The 19,792-nt window shown below is 37.7% G+C and carries 17 protein-coding genes; all 17 read right to left on the bottom strand.

Annotated elements, in window-relative coordinates; translation table 11 throughout:
- Positions 1-543: 543 nt before the first annotated feature.
- Positions 544-1,797 carry a competence/damage-inducible protein A gene (locus ABC255_RS21740; protein ID WP_412996823.1) on the bottom strand — a complete coding sequence of 418 codons (1,254 nt, stop codon included), beginning with the start codon at positions 1,795-1,797 and terminating at the stop codon, positions 544-546.
- A gap of 18 nt (positions 1,798-1,815) precedes the next feature.
- Positions 1,816-2,394, bottom strand: coding sequence for a CDP-diacylglycerol--glycerol-3-phosphate 3-phosphatidyltransferase (pgsA, locus tag ABC255_RS21745; protein ID WP_412996825.1), 579 nt, complete (start codon positions 2,392-2,394; stop codon positions 1,816-1,818).
- A 51-nt stretch (positions 2,395-2,445) separates the two neighbouring features.
- Positions 2,446-3,351: a helix-turn-helix domain-containing protein gene (locus tag ABC255_RS21750; RefSeq protein WP_412996826.1), complete on the bottom strand. Its 906-nt coding sequence runs from the start codon at positions 3,349-3,351 to the stop codon at positions 2,446-2,448.
- Between the two features lie 21 nt (positions 3,352-3,372).
- Positions 3,373-4,164: a DUF3388 domain-containing protein gene (locus ABC255_RS21755; RefSeq protein WP_034676716.1), complete on the bottom strand. Its 792-nt coding sequence runs from the start codon at positions 4,162-4,164 to the stop codon at positions 3,373-3,375.
- 157 nt (positions 4,165-4,321) lie between these two features.
- Positions 4,322-4,579, bottom strand: coding sequence for a DUF3243 domain-containing protein (locus ABC255_RS21760; RefSeq protein WP_179602315.1), 258 nt, complete (start codon positions 4,577-4,579; stop codon positions 4,322-4,324).
- Between the two features lie 80 nt (positions 4,580-4,659).
- Positions 4,660-5,382, bottom strand: coding sequence for an elongation factor P 5-aminopentanone reductase (gene ymfI / locus ABC255_RS21765; RefSeq protein ID WP_412996829.1), 723 nt, complete (start codon positions 5,380-5,382; stop codon positions 4,660-4,662).
- A gap of 74 nt (positions 5,383-5,456) precedes the next feature.
- Positions 5,457-6,746: an EF-P 5-aminopentanol modification-associated protein YfmH gene (gene yfmH, locus ABC255_RS21770; protein ID WP_335529660.1), complete on the bottom strand. Its 1,290-nt coding sequence runs from the start codon at positions 6,744-6,746 to the stop codon at positions 5,457-5,459.
- Positions 6,746-8,026, bottom strand: coding sequence for an EF-P 5-aminopentanol modification-associated protein YfmF (gene yfmF, locus ABC255_RS21775; RefSeq protein WP_412996831.1), 1,281 nt, complete (start codon positions 8,024-8,026; stop codon positions 6,746-6,748). The genes yfmH and yfmF overlap by 1 nt, the downstream gene beginning before the upstream one ends.
- A 388-nt stretch (positions 8,027-8,414) precedes the next feature.
- Positions 8,415-9,365 carry an ABC transporter permease gene (locus tag ABC255_RS21780; RefSeq protein WP_412996833.1) on the bottom strand — a complete coding sequence of 317 codons (951 nt, stop codon included), beginning with the start codon at positions 9,363-9,365 and terminating at the stop codon, positions 8,415-8,417.
- 1 nt (position 9,366) lies between these two features.
- Positions 9,367-10,443, bottom strand: a complete 1,077-nt coding sequence (locus ABC255_RS21785) for an ABC transporter permease (protein ID WP_335537285.1) — start codon at positions 10,441-10,443, stop codon at positions 9,367-9,369.
- Positions 10,440-11,963: an ABC transporter ATP-binding protein gene (locus ABC255_RS21790; protein ID WP_412996835.1), complete on the bottom strand. Its 1,524-nt coding sequence runs from the start codon at positions 11,961-11,963 to the stop codon at positions 10,440-10,442. Before ABC255_RS21790 ends, ABC255_RS21785 begins: the two co-directional genes overlap by 4 nt.
- A 186-nt stretch (positions 11,964-12,149) precedes the next feature.
- Positions 12,150-13,250 (bottom strand): BMP family lipoprotein, encoded by a 1,101-nt coding sequence (locus tag ABC255_RS21795; protein ID WP_335535615.1) that lies wholly within the window; start codon positions 13,248-13,250, stop codon positions 12,150-12,152.
- A gap of 84 nt (positions 13,251-13,334) precedes the next feature.
- A complete protein-coding gene (locus ABC255_RS21800; protein ID WP_412996837.1) occupies positions 13,335-14,060 on the bottom strand; it encodes a GntR family transcriptional regulator in 726 nt (241 codons plus the stop codon).
- Positions 14,061-14,309: 249 nt separating this feature from the next.
- Positions 14,310-16,652, bottom strand: a complete 2,343-nt coding sequence (locus ABC255_RS21805; RefSeq protein ID WP_412996839.1) for an FtsK/SpoIIIE family DNA translocase — start codon at positions 16,650-16,652, stop codon at positions 14,310-14,312.
- A 158-nt stretch (positions 16,653-16,810) separates the two neighbouring features.
- A complete protein-coding gene (locus ABC255_RS21810; RefSeq protein ID WP_412996840.1) occupies positions 16,811-17,047 on the bottom strand; it encodes a YlzJ-like family protein in 237 nt (78 codons plus the stop codon).
- Complete coding sequence (locus tag ABC255_RS21815; protein WP_335535623.1) at positions 17,044-17,796, bottom strand: ClpP family protease; 753 nt, start codon at positions 17,794-17,796, stop codon at positions 17,044-17,046. The genes ABC255_RS21810 and ABC255_RS21815 overlap by 4 nt, the downstream gene beginning before the upstream one ends.
- Positions 17,797-17,957: 161 nt before the next feature.
- Positions 17,958-19,625, bottom strand: a complete 1,668-nt coding sequence (locus ABC255_RS21820) for a ribonuclease J (protein ID WP_412996842.1) — start codon at positions 19,623-19,625, stop codon at positions 17,958-17,960.
- Positions 19,626-19,792: the final 167 nt, after the last annotated feature.

The following is a 19,792-nucleotide window of genomic DNA, read 5'->3' on the forward strand; positions in this document are numbered from 1 at the left end:
CATTTGTACAGCAAAAAGTCGAACATTCATTCGACTTTTTTGAAACAAAAAGTCATGTAAAAATAGGTAAATCCCCCAGCCATTTATATCTTTTCAATTAAATTTTTCATTATTTTTTACTTTTTCTCCTTGTTTCAGACTACTTCCTTTAAGCTAAAAATACTCAGAGTGATTAGATAGCTTTTCTGTGATTAATAGTGTTGAAAAACAAATTAGGTCGATTGATTTTATATGGAATTTCCAATTCATCTGCAATCCCTCAGCGTATTTTAGCTTTTTTCTTTTTGATGGTCGCTATAAACCTTTTTGCACATTTTATATTGACCCAAAAGTCAAAATAGTTAGAGTTACGGTCACTATAACAGCTCTATAGTGACCGAAAACACAAAATAGTAGGAGCTATGGTCGCTATAACAGCTCTATAATGACCGAAAACACAAAATAGTAGAAGCTATGGTCGCTATAACAGCTCTATAGTGACCGAAAACCCATAATAGTAGGAGTTACAGTCACTATACCTAATCAAAAAAAATCACAGAGAGCCTAGTTAGCTTTCTGTGATTCCTCCAAATGCTTTATTAAATAATAGCAGCCATATTTTACCGAACGGCTCCGGTTTGCTTCCCTTGAACCACCAAGTTTCAGCTTTTCAACGACTGTTTGCTTACCTCTAATCGATATCCCAATGTAAACTGTTCCTACAGGTTTACCCTCAAGCTCATCAGGACCAGCAACACCAGTGAAACTAATCCCAATATCAGCAGATACTAATGCCGCAACATTTTCAGCCAGCTCTTTCGCACACTCATGACTTACAACGCCATGCTTATCAATGGTTTCCTTTTTAACTCCTAAGACTTTCTCCTTAACCTCATTTGTATAACAAACAACTCCGCCCTTTAGGACTGAACTAACACCAGGAACACTCGTTAGTTCCTGCTGGAACAATCCGCCTGTTAAGCTCTCTGCAGCTGAGATCGTTAATTTTTTTTCTTTTAAAGCTTTCATAAGTTCAGCCACTAACGAAGTATTGTCATACCCATATAAAAACTGCCCTACACGAGCTCTAATATTACCTTCTACTTCATCAAGCATTACCTCTGCCGTTTGCAAGTCATGGTGCTTCGCAGTAAGCCTTAACGTGCATTCTCCGTCTGCAGCAAGCGGGGCAATCGTTGGATTTGTTTGTTGATCTATTAAATCCATGATTTCCGTTTCTAGCGCTGCCTCGCCAATTCCAAAGAACCTTAAAACTCTAGAAACTATTTTCTCGTCCGTTTTTACTTGTTTGGACAAAGCCGCAGTACCAAAGTGTAAAAACATTGGCTCCATTTCTTTCGGCGGCCCTGGCAAAAGCATATATACGCAATTACCATTCTCAACTATCATACCTGGTGCCATCCCATGATGATTTGGAAGGATAGTAGAATCCTCTAATACAAGTGCTTGCTTCTTATTATTTTCCGTCATTACCCTATTGGCCTTCTTAAAATAAAGTTCAATAGATTCTAATGCTTCTTGATCCATTACTAGATTTTTCCCTAAATGCCGGGCAATTGTTTCCTTCGTTAAGTCATCCTTCGTCGGTCCTAAACCGCCCGTAAAGATGATCAAATTTGAACGTTTTTCCGCTATTTCTATTACAGACTTTAATCGATCAGGATTATCACCAACCACCGTATGAAAAAATACATTGATACCTATTCCTGCGAGTTGTTGTGAAATAAATCGTGCATTACTATTAACGATTTGACCCAGCAGTAATTCAGAACCAACAGCAATAATTTCTGCATTCATTATCCGATACCCCAAGTTCTATTTAGAATTTTTAAAAACATGCATATTTTTCGAAAAATAATCCCATCCAGACCAGATTGTAAAAATTAATGCAACCCATAAAGCTACATCATCAAATGGAAATCCAATCATCTCAAAAATAATATTATGTAATAAAAGAGCTGAAATCGCGATTATTTGTGCCCAGGTTTTAATTTTTCCAAGGTTATTTGCCGCTACCACTTCTCCACCCTCTACGAGCAAGAGACGAAGTCCTGTAACAGCAAATTCTCTGCTTATGATTACAATAACAATCCAAGAGGCAGCATATCCAAGATCAACAAGAACAACTAGGGCTGCAGAGACAAGTAATTTATCGGCAAGCGGGTCAAGAAACTTCCCCATATTTGTAACAAGATTATATTTTCGGGCATAGTAGCCATCCACCCAATCAGTCGAAGAAGCAAAAATAAAGATTAATGCTCCAACAAAATGCGTTACCGGAAGATCAGCTCCCAGTAAATGCATGTTTCCCCAATCAAAGGGAAAAAGCATAATTATCAAGAAAATAGGAATCAAAAGAATCCTTGATATCGTTATTTGATTTGGTACATTCATTGTTTTGCCTCCAAGTAATAGTAAGAACGAAAAATAGTCATCACTGGATGACTATTCGTTCTTCGGAACAAATTGAATCGTTACGTTCTGTTGAACCACATCAGTAGGTGCTATAGCATACTCTAGCTTTTGGTCATTTACGTAAATCTCTGTATCGACCGCCCTACCAACAACAATAACGGCTTTGGAATCGCCCGTTAAATCTACTTCTGTACTTTGTGTACCAGTGGTTGATAATAACCCCTGGAACTTGGATTGACCACTGCTATTTTTAACATTTACCCATGTTTGCCCTGTTGAAACCAGCTTTACAACAAATTTTTCAGCATTTTTCAAGTCATAGGTAGAGTTCTTTCCACTGTTTTGAACAGCTGTTAATTCTTGTTTAGGAGTTTCTACAACCGGGTTCTCTTCAACAGTCTTTTGTTCATCATTCTTTTCTTCGTCTTCATTTTCTTTTGTGTCTTCTTTTTCTGTCTCGTCTGCTTTGTCCAGATTTTCAGAGCGCACAAATTTTACAGGCTCATTTTCCTCATTAATCTGGTCATTGGCCTTGTCTCCAACGTTATTAACAAAGAAAAAATACAGTAACCCCGCAGCGCCAATAATAAAGACCCCAATTAAGACCTTTGGAATGATATCAAAGATTTTCGAGGATCCTTCTGTTACAGTCTTTCGCGTTTTTACCCGAGATAATTTCTCAGGTAAATCCTCATTGTGAGTTGTTGGGATTTCGTTTTTATAAGTCTCAAATATTTCTTCTGGATTAAGCTGCAGCGCTTCAGCGTATTGCTTTACAAAAGCACGAACATAAAAATTTCCTGGCATACTAGAATAATTGCCCTCTTCAATCCCTATCAAATACCGCTTTTGAATTTTTGTGATTGACTGTAAATCCTCTAAGCTTAATCCTTTGGCTAATCGCTCTTCTTTTAGTCGATTACCTAATTCAGTCACTTATTAACACCTTCCAATTAATTAAAATCCAAAATCTCCAAAATCAGAGCCAGAGAATAAGTTATTTTGGTCAACAATATCATACGTAATTTCTTCGTCTGCGTCGTTTCGGAGCTCGATAATATAATCAAAATCATCAAGCGTATACTCAGAATTTTGAACAAAAATATCAGGGTGTTCGACCACTTTAACAGCCGGTAAACGCATTATCTCACGTACTAACTGCCAATGTCGTTCACTAGCACGCTTGGTTGAAACAATTCCATCAAGAATAAACAAATTATTTTCGTTGTATTCATCTTGGATCAGCTGGTTCCGTATCGTCTGTTTTAGAAGAGTGGAAGATACGAATAACCATCGCTTATTGGCACATACGCTCGCTGCTACAACAGACTCAGTTTTACCTACCCTCGGCATTCCACGAATACCTATCAGTTTGTGTCCTTCCTGCTTAAATAACTCTGCCATAAAATCAACCAATACACCAAGTTCACTCCGAACAAACCGGAATGTCTTTTTATCATCCGCATCACGTTGTATGTATCGGCCATGGCGGACAGCCAGGCGGTCACGTAGTTTTGGTTCTCTAATCTTTATTACTTTTATTGTGTCCATTGTATTTAAAATTGACTCTAACCGTTTAATTTGGTTATCATCTTTTGCTAAGATCAATAAACCGCGTCGACCTTCATCTACACCATTAATGGTTACAATATTAATTGACAGCATTCCGAGCAGGGAAGAAATGTCGCCCAATAAACCAGGACGGTTTTTTTGAATCTCATATTCTAAATACCACTCTTTTTTCTCCATAAAAACCTCCTTAGCCGTTACGACAATTTTTTCATTTCCTCATCTATCCAATATAATATATGATTTTGATAGAAGATGAAAGCAAAAACAAGCTTAAACAATAATTAAGTATGTATGACTCGTAAATAGCAAAAAAAAAGAGAGGTTACCCTCTCTCTTAACGACTGCCATTATTTTGAACTAATTTAACCATTATGTTTGCAATGGCTTGCTGCTCTTCTTTATCGGCAACAGACCAAAGATCTGCGAGAATTCTTTCTTGCTCGTTTTTTGGTTCTACCTGCTCTGAAAGGTAATCACCAATCTGTAATGCAAGCGCACTTATTGCACCCTCGCTCATTCCCTCATTTTGTGCTTGGTGAAGGCGGTCAGCAAGAAAATCTTCCCATTGCTTCCAGTTATCTAAAACAGACATATTAAACCCTCCTTTTTAGTTGTACATTGTTATTTTGCAATGATAGGGAGGAATTTATTCATTAAAAAATTATGTATAATTCATGTATACCATCCGCCATTTATTGAAAGAACTTGTCCCGTAATATAGGAAGATTCATTTGATAGTAAAAATTTAACACCATTCGCGATTTCCTCAGGAACACCTAACCTGCCCATGGGAATTTCGTATTGAAGAAGTTGCTTATCCTCCTCAGAGAACTGGCTCATCATTGGAGTCTCAATCGCTCCAGGAGCAATTGCATTTACCCGCACCCCATTTAATGCAACTTCTTTACTTAATGCCTTTACAAATGAAATCTGTGCCCCCTTTGCCGTGGAATAAATAACTTCACATGCCGCACCGGTTTGACCCCAGATGGAGGAAATTAGGATTATATTTCCTGAACGTTTCTTAATTAGTTTTGGCAGCAGTTCCTTCGTTATCATTATAGGATTCATCACATGAACCCTCATTAAAGATTCAATATCTTCCTGTTTTACATCAACAAGGAGGCCATAATGCGTATTACCGCTGCAATGTACGATGGCATCGAGGGAAAAAATTTGCGAACAAATTTTTTTATATCCTTCGGCCTCCTCTAGATTAGCCTGAATAGGATTATATTCACCGCCAAAAGGTTCAAGTTGATGTAGTAGATCCCTTAATGATGCTTCATTTTGATTAAAGTGTAGATACAAATTATAGCCAAGAGAGGCTAGTTTTAAAGCCACTGCTCGTCCTATCCCGCCGCTTGCTCCAGTAATTAATACGAATTTTTCCACATGCTTCACTCTTTCTATTTCTAATTACTCCTCATTTTAATCGAAAAGAAAAGCGCCGGCTAGCGGCGCTTCTGTTATTTCTTAGGTGTTACTTGGCAGACTGAGAAACGTTCTTCTGAAATAACTTCTGATGCCATGGTTTTAATATCATTCATCGTTATTTTCTCTAATGTAGGCACAACATCGAATAAATTCATATCATTAAAGGCATATCTTGTGAACTGATTAGCGATGTATTCCGGTGAGTTCACAGCACGTAAAAATGCCCCTATTTTTTTCTTTTTAGCTCTATCTAATTGCTCCTCTGTAAATGTTGTTCCATTCTTAGCTTGAAATAACATGTTTTTGAGTTCATCAGCAAGCTTATCGGGATTTTCTGTATCTCCGCCAACCATCGCAAACCCGAAACCTTGTTCCTGTGTATAATCATAAGAGAAGGTTTCATCAATAAGACCATCATTATAAAGTTGATTATAATTCTCCGAGCTTTTACCAAACAACAAATCCAAAAGTACATTCATGGTTAATTCATTCTTTAATAACTCTGGACCCGTTTGATCAACATGCAATGCTTTCATCCCAATTAAACATTTAGAGGTTTGCACATTCATTTCCAATACTTGTTTTTTTTCTGCTGTCTGAAGCGGCTCATCTTCAAATTTACGTTGAATCTCTGGCATCTCTTTGTAATCCTTTTTCGCTTGGTTTTCTCTAACTTGATCCATAAATTTATTTGGATCGACTGGTCCAACAATAAACAATAACATATTGCTTGGATGATAGAAGGTATTGTAGCACTCATAAAGTAGATCTTTTGTAATATGGGAAATCGATTCAATGGTACCGGCAATATCAATTTTTACAGGATGGTTTTGATATAAATTTTGAATCAGCCCAAAATAGAGACGCCAATCAGGATTATCATCATACATGGTAATCTCCTGACCGATAATCCCTTTTTCCTTTTCAACCGTTTTTTCCGAAAAGTATGGATCCTGAACGAAATCAACTAACGTTTCCAGGTTTTTCTCTACATCCGAGGTACTAGAAAACAAATATGCTGTCCGGGTGAAAGAGGTAAAGGCATTTGCAGATGCACCCTGTTTGCTAAATTGTTGAAAAACATCTCCGTCTTCCTTTTCAAAAAGCTTATGTTCAAGAAAATGGGCAATACCATCCGGAACCTTTACATATTCTTCTTTTCCCAATGGAACAAAATTATTATCAACGGAACCATATTTTGTCGTAAAGGTAGCGAAGGTTTTATTAAATCCTTTTTTTGGCAAGATATAGACATTTAAACCATTGGATAACTTTTCATGGTAAAGTTCTTCTTGGAGCTGGTCAAAATTAATTTTCTCCATTATTTTACCGCCTCCGTTCCTGTTAAGAAGTAGATGGTATCTAGTTTAATTTTACTTGCCACAGCAACAATTTCTTCCTTTGTCGTCTTTTCCATATCATTAATCCACTGCTCAAGTTTAATATCCTTGGCAGCCACAACATTATGATAAAGAATTTCTATTAATCCTCGGGAGGTATCAATGGTTTCAAGAATTTGATTTCGAATCACTGCTTTTGTTTGGATTAATTCTTGATCAGTAAAATCGCCTTTTTGCATTGCTTCTAACTGATCGCGAATGATTCCAACTGCCTGGTCATAGTTCTTCAAATCTATCCCTGACATGACCATCATAAGCCCCTTATGGCTCTCAAGTCTGCTGGATACATAATAAGCCAGGCTTGCTTTTTCACGGACATTGATAAACAATTTCGAATGCGAAAAACCGCCAAAAATACCATTGAATAATTGAAGTGCGAAATAATCGGAGTCGCCATAGACAATATTTGTACGGTAACCGATATTTAACTTTCCTTGCTTTACATCCTGTTCTTCCTTTATTTCATTTACCTGCTCCTTTTTTTGTACCTCTGTGGAAATTAATTTTTGAGGTGTGCGATTTTCAAATTTCAATAGACTTTCTGCAAGGTTTTTTACCTCATCTTCCTTTACGTCACCAATGATATAAAGATCCATTTCATCTTCGGCAAATGCCTTCTTAAAATAATCGTATAAATTTTCAGGCGTGATTACATCCACATCTCCCGCTTCACCATTAACTTGCAGAGCGTAGGGTTCATCTTTACACATTTCTTGCAACAGGCGTACATTGGAATAACGCATTTTATCATCATAAACTGATTGAATTCGCTGCTTTAATGTTCTCTTTTCTTTGGTCACAGTCTCTTGATCAAATGCACTACCAGAAATATTCGGCTTAGTCAAAACCTCCGAAAGAAGTTCAAAACCTTTTTTCAGTAATGGTGCAGGATCACTTAAGAATTTCTCATTTGCAATCTCAAGCGTAAAACTAATAATATGATATTCACCTTTTTTCGCTAAATCAATAAATAGCGTAGCGCCGTATAATTCATCTAAGTAAGAACGTAATGCAGTCGTTGTCGGATACTTCGCGGTGCTGCTTTGTAGGACCTGAGGAAGCAGTGCTCTTTTCGTTACATCTTCCTTTGTTAAAGGTGCTTTCATTTTCCATACAAATGTATTCGTTTTGTATTTATCTGTTTCAATGATATGGAGTTTGTAGCCCTGCATATTGGTGATTTTTTCGGCAGTTGAATCCATTCTCTTACCTCCTTCAGATTTTCAAAATCCTTCTTATTATATATGTAAACATTCATCGTGTTATTTTACATCTTTTCCATTGTTTTTATCACTTATTCTTACTATAATTTGCCAGGCTTGTTTTTTACAAACTTTAACCACTAACAAATTATATAAAACAAAGGCTGTGTTAAATTAGGCTGTTGATTTGCGCTCCAGGCGCTACGCTTTCCGCGGGCTCGCCCGTGAGCCTCCTCGCAGCTTCGCTCCTGCGGGGTCTCACTCAGCTCGTTTATCCCGCAGGAGTCGAGCGCCTTCCGCTCCAATCAACAGGTTCTTAAATCATGAGTATCCATTAACACAGCCATATAAAAAAGGCTGACAAATGTCAGCCCTGTTTACCTTACTATTATCTTTTTCCTGGATCGAATGGTTCTCCCGCTGCTTTAGGTGCTTGTGAAGATTTAGAGAAGATTACTAAAGCAATTAATGTTACTACGTATGGAAAAATTTTCAGAATGATTGGCGGTATAACAGCCAATTCTGGAATAACCTGAGATACGTTAGCGATAGTGCTCGCAAATCCGAAGAATAATGTTGCTCCTAAGATTCCAAGCGGTCTCCATTGTCCAAAAATTAAGGAAGCAAGTGCTAAGAATCCTAGACCTGATACGGAACCAGTAAATTCGCCTGCGTATGTTAAGATAATGATAGCTCCACCTAATCCTGATAAGGCCCCAGAAATCATGACACCGATATATCGGATTCTTACTACATTAATCCCTGCTGCTTGAGCAGCCTGTGGAAATTCACCACAAGACTTTAAACGCAAGCCAAATTTTGTTTTATTTAGTATAAACGCACTTACAAGTAGTACGATTAATATAAACCAAGTTGTCGCATACGTTTTTGTAAATAATAAATCCCCAATAATTGGGATTTGGGATAAAATCGGTACATCAAATGGTGTAAAACCGCTGGTAATACGAATATTACCACTGCCTGTTATATTTCTGGCCAAGAATACTGTTAAAGCCATTGCAATCATGTTAATGGCTGTACCACTGATTACTTGGTCTGCACTTAAGTTGATGCTGGCAAATGCATGTAATAAGGAAAACAAAATCCCTACTATCACCGCAACTAATAACCCAATCCATAATACCGTGGATCCAGTCATACTATCTTGCAGAAAGTTAACAGTTATTGCACTTGCAAATGCTCCTGAAATCATTAAACCTTCCAAGCCGATATTTACAATACCGCTTCTTTCACTAAAAAGACCACCTAATGCTGTAATAAGAAGAGGAATGGTAAAAACAATTGCGTAAGGGAATATTTGTTCAATTATGGCCCACATCTTATGCTTCTCCCTTCTTGCCAACAGGTCCATTTACATCATTTGCATTTGAACGAGTCTTACGGAATTTATTTAATAAACGGTGAATCAGAACGCTGGTAGCAGCAAAGTAAATAATAATCGCAATAATTGTATTTGCAAGTTCTGGTGGAATCTCAATCATTGCATTCATAAAGCCTGTTCCTGAATAAAGAATTCCAAAAAGGAGTGCTGCAAAGAATACTCCAACCGGTGAGTTTGCTCCAAGTAATGCAACGGCAATTCCATCATAGCCCTGTGACGGTAAAATACCTATTTGGATACTGGAAGCATTACCTGTGTATAATGCTACCCCTCCCAGACCTGCAAGAGCACCTGAAATTAACATAGATAAGATAATATTGCGATTAACTTTCATACCTGCATATTCTGCAGCATGTCGATTGAATCCAACAGCTTTTAATTCAAATCCTAAAGTTGTTTTATTAATAATAAATGCAATAACAATTACAGCAATTATCGCTAAAAAAATTCCCATGTTTATATACGATCCTTGGAACATGTCAGACAACAAAGGCGTTTTTAATGAAGCCGCTTCTGAGATTAGTTTTGATTCTGTTTCGGTTCCACCTTTAAAATACGCAGGAACAGTATAATAAACTGTCCAATAAGCAATCCAGTTCATCATGATGGTTGATACTACCTCATGTACATTGAATCTAGCTTTAAAATAACCTGGAATAAATGCCCATAATGCCCCGCCTACAATTCCGGCTACTATCATTGCGAGAATTAAGATGGGTCTTGAAAGATCGAATGATAATCCCACTGCAGTAGCGCAAAGACCGCCAATTAACATCTGACCTGCGGCGCCGATATTAAATAGACCGGTACGGAAGGCAAAAGCAACAGCAAGTCCAGTAAAAATAAGCGGTGTTGCAGTTGCAAGCGTATCACCAATACGTGATATATTTTTTAATGCACCTTGGAATAAATACGTATAACCTTCAATCGGGCTTGCACCTATAAATAGCATTAGCAGGCCACCAGCGATTAGTCCTAAAATAATTGAAATTAATGATACAATGGTGTTTCTCACATGCTTCCCTCCTTACTCACTCCTGCCATCATCAGTCCTACCTCATTTTCATTCGTTTCAGAAGCATTAACAGTTCCAATCAACTCTCCATTATTAACGATGGCAATACGGTCTGAAAGCTGTAGTACTTCATCAAGCTCTAATGATACAAGAAGAACAGCCTTTCCCTTATCACGATGCTCGATTAATCTTTTGTGAATATATTCAATCGATCCTACATCCAATCCTCGTGTAGGTTGTACGGCAATGAGTAAATCAGGATCTAATTCCATTTCACGCCCGATAATTGCCTTTTGCTGATTACCTCCAGAAAGAGTCCTTGCAATAGAAGCTCCGCCTTCACCTGATCGAACGTCAAAGTTTTCTAAAATACTTTTAGCATACTTCTTTATTGCAGAGCCATTTAGTAATCCAGCCTTTGCAAACGGAGGTTTATTATAAACTTCTAAAACCATGTTATTTTCTAGTGTATAATCAAGAACAAGTCCCCGTCTATGCCTATCTTCAGGGATATGGCCAATTCCACTTTCAATTCTTTGACGAATTGGAATATTTGTAATTTCTTTACCTTTTAATACGATTTTCCCTGATTCAACTTTTCTAAGTCCAGTAATTGCTTCAACGATTTCTGATTGTCCATTTCCTTCGACACCAGCGATACCGACTATTTCTCCTCGTTTGACTTCAACAGAGAAATTTTTCAGCCCCAATACTTTTCTGTTATTTTTTACAGAAAGAGAATCTATTTGAAGTACAACCTCACCAGGTGTACTAGCTTTCTTATCCACTTTAAAGTTAACTTCGCGACCAACCATCATTTCTGCCATTTGTGCTGTGCTTGTTTCTTTTACGTTAACTGTTCCGATTCCTTTACCACGTCGAATAACAGTACAACGGTCTGCAACCGCTTTAATTTCTTTTAACTTATGTGTAATAATGATAATCGATTTGCCTTCATTAATAAGATTACGCATAATTTTCATTAACTCTTCAATTTCATGTGGAGTTAAAACTGCTGTTGGTTCATCAAAAATAAGAACTTCGGCTTCACGGTAGAGCATTTTCATGATTTCTACTCTCTGCTGCATTCCTACTGAGATATCTTCAATTTTTGAATGTGGGTCAACGTTTAAGCCGTAATGCTTTGATAATTCCGCAATTCTTTTAGCAGCCTTATCAATATCAAGAACCATACCTTTTAAAGGTTCACTGCCTAGGATAATATTTTCAGTTACTGTAAAATTTTCTACTAATTTAAAATGCTGATGGACCATTCCAATACCAAGTTGATTGGCTACGTTAGGATTATTAATTTTTACTTCCTTTTCCCGTATTTTAATGATCCCTTTTTCAGGTTGATACATACCAAATAATACACCCATTAGTGTTGATTTACCGGCACCGTTTTCGCCTAGCAAGGCATGTATTTCGCCTTTTTTTAATGTTAGGGTAATGTTATCATTTGCTACAATACCAGGGAATTCCTTCCTAATATTCAGCATTTCAACCACATAACTCATAGTAGCACTCACCTTTTATTTAGACTCAAATTCTTTGAAAATAGGGAGTCCCCTATTACAACATCGAATACTGAAAGATATTGAAACAGTTATAGTATGATTACTCTTGTAATATGCATACTTGATAGATCAATCATACATAAAGGACATAAAAGAGACGGAAAAAAACCGTCTCTTTATGATTTTTTACTTGAATAAGCTTCCTTGTTCAGAAGCAACTTTGATTTCGCCAGACTTAATTTTTTCAAATACTTCCTTAGCTTTAGTTATTGTATCTTCGCTTAAGTTAGGATTTTCTGCTGGTAAGCCAACACCATCGTTTTTAGCATCGAATACTAACGTTTCGCCGCCAGGGAAATCTCCATCTAACTCACGCTTAATGAGGTCAAATGTAACATTGTCTAATTTTTTCATAGCTGAAGTCAGGATAATTGATTTATCTCCGTCATACTTGCCATCTTCGTATTGGTCAGAGTCAACACCAACGATCCAAACTTTTTCGCCTGCTTTTCCACGTGTTTTTGCTTCGTTGATTGCGCCTACACCAACACCACCAGCAGCAGTAAAGATTACATCTACACCACGGTCATACATTTGTGCAGCAATTTGTTGACCTGCTGCAACGTTATCAAATGAACCTTGGTAAACTACGTTTTCGGCTTTCAATGTTAGGGTTGTTCCTAGGTTATCATTTGCATATTTAACACCTTGCTGGAAGCCCCAGTTAAACTTTTGAACAGCAGGAATTTCCATACCACCGATGAAACCAGCTTCACCTTCTTTTAATTCAAGTGCAGCAGCGACACCAGCTAGGAAGCCAGACTCATGCTCAGCAAAGAAAACGGCTACAGAGTTCTCTTTAACGACTGGTTTATTGTCACCAGAATGTGGGTTACCATCAAGGATGACGAATTTTGCATCTTTATATTTATCTTGGGCTTTGAATACGGCAGTTTCAAATTTGAAACCAGGTGTTACAATAAATTTATAACCCGCGTCATACAAGTTACCCATTTCTTTTAGGTATTCTGCCTCGGTTGTACCAGCAGGTTTAAGGTATTTTGACTGAATTCCAAGTTCTTCCTCAGCCTTTTTAATTCCTTCCCAAGTTCCTTGGTTAAATGATTTGTCATCAATTGTACCAGCATCGGTAACCATCCCGATTTTTTCAGCATCTTTACCCTTATCATCACCAGTACTCTTGTCATCTCCGCCACCACACGCTGCTAACATTGTGCCTGCAGCTAAAACCATTGACATAGCTAAGCCAAATTTACGTTTCGTCAAAGCAATTGACCCCCTATATTTTTGTTTGATTTAGTAGGAACTTTCAGAAAGCAGTTTGATTCCGTTTTCAAAATCAACAAAAAATTAAAATCTTTTTCGCAAAACTTGAAAACTAAATTTATCTGCTTTAAAGTAGTTTACCGAGAAAAGGACTGGTTCATCCATTTCATCGAAATGCATTTGCTTTAAGACAAGCAATGCAGTTTCTGGTTCACATTCTAATATTGGGGAAATTTTTTCATGATAACCTATTGGTTCAATTTGAGCAACTGCGTATGTAATTTTTCGGTTTGCCTCCTCTTCCAAAATGGAGAAAATTGATTCCTCTCCATGGGAAAATGTCTCTGGCAAAATTTTTTCAGGTACCTTGTCGATACAATAAACAACAGGTTCCCCATTTGCAGTTCTGACCCGCTCCATTACCACAATTCCCTCATTTGTAGAACATGAGAAACGACGAATATCCTCTTCAGTAGCTCCAACAGTTAATGAACTTAAGAAAATGGTGCCTGGTTTCATCCCTGCTTGAAAGATCATGTCCGTGACACTATTAAGTTGTTCAATCCCTGAGGTAAACAGAGGTTTTGAGTTAACAAATGTACCGACACCGTGGCGGCGAACGATAACATTTTCCTCTTCAAGTATCCGAAGTGCTTCTCGAAGCGTTGCTCTACTTACACCCAGTTGTTTGGCAAGATCGAATTCAGAAGGTAATTTTTCTTTTTCTTTGTAAACTCCTAGTTCAATATCTTGCTTTAACCGATCGATCACTTGTAGATATAAATGTCGGTTATCTAGCTTAATAGACATGCAGGTACCTCCAACTCTTTCCTAAGACATCAGACATCTGATGTATAATCATTCCTACTAATCGAAAATAATATACCATTTTTTTAACCATATGGAAATAGAATTTCTAACTTTTGTCGAAAAAAGCAAAATTGTCGAAAGATGTCAAAACTTATAGGCCTTTTTACTCTTAAATCTGCTATAATTTATAGTTGTCTACAATCGATAGGATTAATATGTAAAAAAAAAGAGCCGGTTGGCTCTTTTTTTTTAATTCACTTCTTCGTTTGGTTTGGATTGTAAAACCGTTCTAGGTTTACTGCCTTCATATGCCCCTACTATACCACGAGCTTCCATTTCATCAATTAACCGTGCAGCTCTTGTGTATCCAATTCGAAAACGGCGTTGCAGCATTGACACTGAGGCAGTTTGCATTTCAATAACTAAATCAACAGCGTCAGCATATAAATCATCGTCCACTTCGCCAACTGCCTCTGGTGTATCATCTGGTATCATCTCTTCTTGATATTGTGCTTTTTGCTGTCCAATTACAAAATTAACGGTATCTTCCACTTCATTATCCGATAAAAATGCTCCTTGTACACGAACAGGTTTTGAAGCTCCAACAGGCAGAAATAACATATCCCCTCTACCTAGGAGTTTTTCTGCACCGCCCATATCCAAGATCGTCCTAGAATCGGTAGCACTCGAGACAGCAAAGGCAATTCTTGAGGGAATATTTGCCTTAATAACCCCAGTTATGACATCAACAGATGGACGCTGGGTTGCTATTATTAAGTGGATACCAGCTGCACGGGCCATTTGTGCCAATCTAGTAATCGAGTCCTCTACATCTGAAGAAGCTACCATCATTAGGTCAGCTAGCTCGTCCACAATCACAACGATATATGGCAAAAGTGGCTGCTTGTCATTTTCCTCAATATTATGCCTTTTAACGTGGTCATTATAGCCTTCAATATTACGAGTTCCTGTATGAGAGAAAAGGTCATATCGTCTCTCCATTTCACTTACAACCTTTTTCAAAGCCTGCGATGCTTTTTTAGGTTCTGTTACCACAGGTGCTAATAAATGGGGTACACCATTATAGACATTTAACTCAACCATTTTTGGGTCAATCATCATTAATTTTACTTCATGAGGCTTAGCTCTCATTAAAATGCTTGTGATAATACCATTAATACAAACACTCTTCCCACTTCCGGTTGAACCGGCCACAAGCAGATGGGGCATTTTATTTAATTCGGCAAGTACTGCTTCGCCAGTAATATCTCTGCCAAGTCCAATCAATAGCTTTGCATCAGGTTTATTATTCTGTGTTGCTTCTAGTACCTCTCTTAAGGACACTACTGCCACTTCAGAATTAGGTACTTCAATTCCAATTGCGGACTTGCCTGGAATAGGTGCTTCAATTCGAATATCTTTAGCAGCAAGTGCTAAGGCCAGGTCATCACTTAAACTAACAATTTTACTAACCTTAACGCCTACATCAGGGTGCACTTCATATTTTGTAACAGCTGGTCCAAGATGGACTTGGGTTACCCGCGCTTTTACCCCAAAGCTCTGAAAAGTTCGTTCCAGCTTGGCTGCATTAGCATGGATTAATTCGTATTCCCCGCTCTGATCTGTCTTCTTCGGAAGTTTAAGGAGTCTCAAAGGTGGTAACTCATAGGCTATATTCTCAACTTCCGTGAAGGTAATCGGAGGAGTGGAATCTTCTTCTATTATCTGGTCATTCCCCTTGTTTTTAGGATCCTCTTTTCTTCGCTTAGTTTTTTGTGATTCCTCGTCTGAATAAGCACGATCTGCAAAACTTGAGATCAGGGGCTCAGGTGTAACCACTTCATCCTGTGTTTGTTGCAGGGGGGTAATGATTTCAGGCTGAACAGAAGCCGTACGGTTTTCCCGTTCACGCTGCTGTTGTATCCTTCTTTCTTCGCGTTTTTCTTGTTTTTTCTGCTTCCATTCTTCCATATCCAATTGAAAGGCACTCCATTGTCCCTTGGAAAATTCAATCAGAGTATTACCTATTTTTGCAACAAATTCACCGAATGATTTTCCTGTAAGTAAAATAAATCCAATTAATATAAAGATAAAAGCAATAATCTTGGTACCAGTTTCAGCAAAAAGATAATGAAACATTGCAAAAAGAACAGCACCAATCATTCCTCCGCCAAGGTCAATTGTGCTCGTTTCTCCTTTGACTTCCATCATGAAAATTTCCCACGTGTTACTAATAACACTTGGGTTTTTAAAGTTCCCATCGTTTGTCAGTAAATGAAAAAGCGTAACATGACTTAAAAGGAGAATGGAGGAAACAATTAAATATATGCCAACTAATTTAATATGAAAGACAAACGGTATAGTCCGTTTCCACATCAGATATACACTAAGTATCACCAGACCAATCAGGCTGAGCATATACCATTCACCCATCCAGAAACGGAAAAATAGTACTGCTGCCTCACCAACAGCTCCCAATTTTGCTATCGATATAATAGCCAGTGCTAATAAGACAAGCGCGGAAAGTTCAAATTGAACGGTTTGTTTTAATTGATTATCTCTCTTTTTTGATCTTCTTTTTTTCTTAGCCATCTAATCACCTGTCTATATAAGTGTAATACTATCATTATCATCCTATCGCATTATCAAACATTGGTATAAATACAATAGGGATATAATTAACCCCAAAAGAAGAAAGCAGCCTGAATGGCTGCTTAAGCTTCTTATCCTAATTATACCATAATAACCAGCTAGTTTGCGGACATTCCTTCAATGCTGGCACAAGAAATTTTAGCACCAGGACATATACGCTCGTCTAAGTAATGCTGTGGGTCACTGCTTAATATGCGAACTACCTGGACGTTTTGCAAATCCATTTGTTCGACAATTAGCGATACACCTTGATAGGTTACAGTTTGCTGTTTTGTAAAGGCTTCTGTTTTAGGAGGATATATAAATTCCTGCGGCATCGTGGTATAAAGAATCATTGAACCAGCCCCTCGGTAGATGCTTTACTTTGATCTATTAATTCGTTTAGCTTTTTCATCGCTTGACCTAGTCCGCCAACCTCATCAATCAATCCATATTCCACAGCATCTGGACCAACTACATTTGTACCTATGTCGCGAGTCAGATTACCCTTAGCAAACATTAAGTCTTTAAATTTCTCTTCGGTGATATTCGAGTGCTTCGTCACAAAATTAACCACTCTATCCTGCATCTTATCTAAATATTCAAATGTTGCAGGAACTCCAATTACTAGACCTGTTAACCGGATAGGATGGATGGTCATCGTTGCTGTTTCAGCAATAAAACTGTGATCACATGAGACTGCTATTGGTACTCCAATGGAATGGCCGCCGCCTAAGACAATCGAAACAGTTGGTTTTGAGAGTGTAGCCAGCATTTCAGAGATGGCTAGTCCTGCTTCTACATCTCCTCCAACTGTATTTAATATAATAAGTACTCCTTCTATTTTTGGATTTTGTTCAATCGCTACTAATTGAGGAATCAAATGTTCATACTTTGTAGTTTTATTTTGTGGAGGCAGTGCTAAATGACCCTCAATTTGTCCGATAATCGTTAAACAATGAATTCTTGAATCTGAGGATAGCTGTGGTACATTCGTTTGCCCAAGCTGTTGAATTTTTTCCATTAAAGAAGAGGGCTTATCCTCTTTTTGAGGTTCCTGCCCTTCTTGATTGCCTGATACGCTTTTTTGTAAATCTTTAGTCATCATAAGTCTCCCTTCACGCATGATAACGTTAGTATTAACCTATGAAACAATTTCATTCTTAGATACGAGGAATCATTTCAACTTGTCTGTTGATTTTCTCTCCAATCAACAGGTCTGACAATAAAGAAAAGACATTGGATTATCCAATGCCTTCTTTCTAATTAAACTTCCATAATAATAGGAAGTATCATCGGTCTTCTTTTTGTTTTTTCAAATAAGTATCGGTTTAATCCATCTCTTATGTCCTGCTTCAAACTTGACCATTCAAAGGATTCCTTTGAAATGTTCTTTAGGACGATGTCACGAACTAATTTTGTTGATTCATCCATTAACTTTTCGGATTCGCGAACATAGACAAAACCACGTGAGATAATTTCAGGTCCAGCAGCTATTTTCTTATCCTGGCGCGTTAATGTAACGACAACAATTAATATACCATCTTGAGATAGTAGTCTTCGATCTCGCAATACGATATTACCAACATCACCAACACCAATTCCGTCAATTAAAACATTTCCGGACGGTACCTTACCACCTATATTTAACTTTCCATCCTTAAATTCAACTATATCGCCACGGTCTGGAATAATAATATCCTCATCGCTTATTCCACAATCTAACGCTAGTTTCCTATGGGCCTTTAACATACGATATTCCCCATGCACTGGGATAAAAAACTGTGGTTTCATTAGGTTAATCATAAATTTAAGTTCTTCTTGACTGCCGTGACTAGAGACATGTATGGTCCTTTTTCCTGAGATAACATTGGCTCCCGCTCTAAAAAGCATGTCCACTGTTCTAGATGTTAATAATTCACTGCCTCTAAGTGGTGAAGCAGCTATTAATACTGTATCTCCTGGCTGGATATTTACATGTTTTGCAGATTGTTTAGCCATTTTTTGAAGGGCCTCAATCGGCTCACCCTGACTGCCTGTCATTAAAACAACTATCTCTCTATCTTCGTAGTTGTTTATTTCATTTACTGGGATAATAAGATCTTCTTCTACCTCTAAGTAGCCTAAATCTAGTGCGATATGATAAATTCTTTCAAGGCTTTTTCCCACAACCGCTACTTTACGACCGTTATCCCTTGCAGCGTCAAAGATATGCTGAATCCTGTTTATGTCGGACGCAAAGCAAGCTGCAATAATTCTTCCATGAGTATTATAGAAAGCTGTAGATAATTCTCGTTCGACGATTGCCTCCGATGTAGTGTATCCAGGTTTCTCTGCATTTGTACTGTCGGAGAGTAAACACAATACACCCTTTTCTCCAATGGCGGCCATTTTGCCTATATCAGGTTTATAAAGCTTTGTCGCGGCCTGATCAAATTTAAAATCACCGGTATAAACGATACTGCCCTCTGATGTTTGGACACATATACCGACTGAGTCGGGAATACTGTGATTTGTTCGGAAGAAGCTTACTTCCGCGGAATCCATATTGATAATAGAATCCGATGTTATTTCAATAAAATTAGTCTTTCCGCTATATTCCTGCTCTTTTAGCTTAGCGTTTGCAAGAGCTAAGGTAAGTTTAGTTCCATATACAGGTACGTCTATTTGGCGGAGAAGATAGGAAAGAGCACCGATATGATCTTCATGACCGTGTGTTAAGAATACAGCCTTAACCCTTTCTTTGTTTTCTGTTAAATAAGTGATGTCTGGAATAACGATGTCAATGCCAAGCATTTCATCCTCGGGGAACATTAGCCCGGCATCAATAATAAAGATGTCCTTGTCCACCTCAACAAGATACATATTTTTTCCGATTTCTCCAATACCACCAAGCGTAATAATCTTAATGGAACTATTTTTTCTATTTATCAATTTCCGTTTCCTCCTATGTTGATTGTCTAGCTCAAGCACTCTTTCACTAGAGGTCTTCGACATTTCAAAATTGCCCGATCGAAATCAGTTATGATTATTATACTTGATAGTTGAAAACCTTTACAACCAAATTTAGTCGTTTTTACCATCTGAGGATATTTAGTTAT

This window comes from Neobacillus canaveralius, from assembly GCF_047237705.1.
GTDB classification, from domain to species: domain Bacteria; phylum Bacillota; class Bacilli; order Bacillales; family Cytobacillaceae; genus Neobacillus; species Neobacillus niacini_K.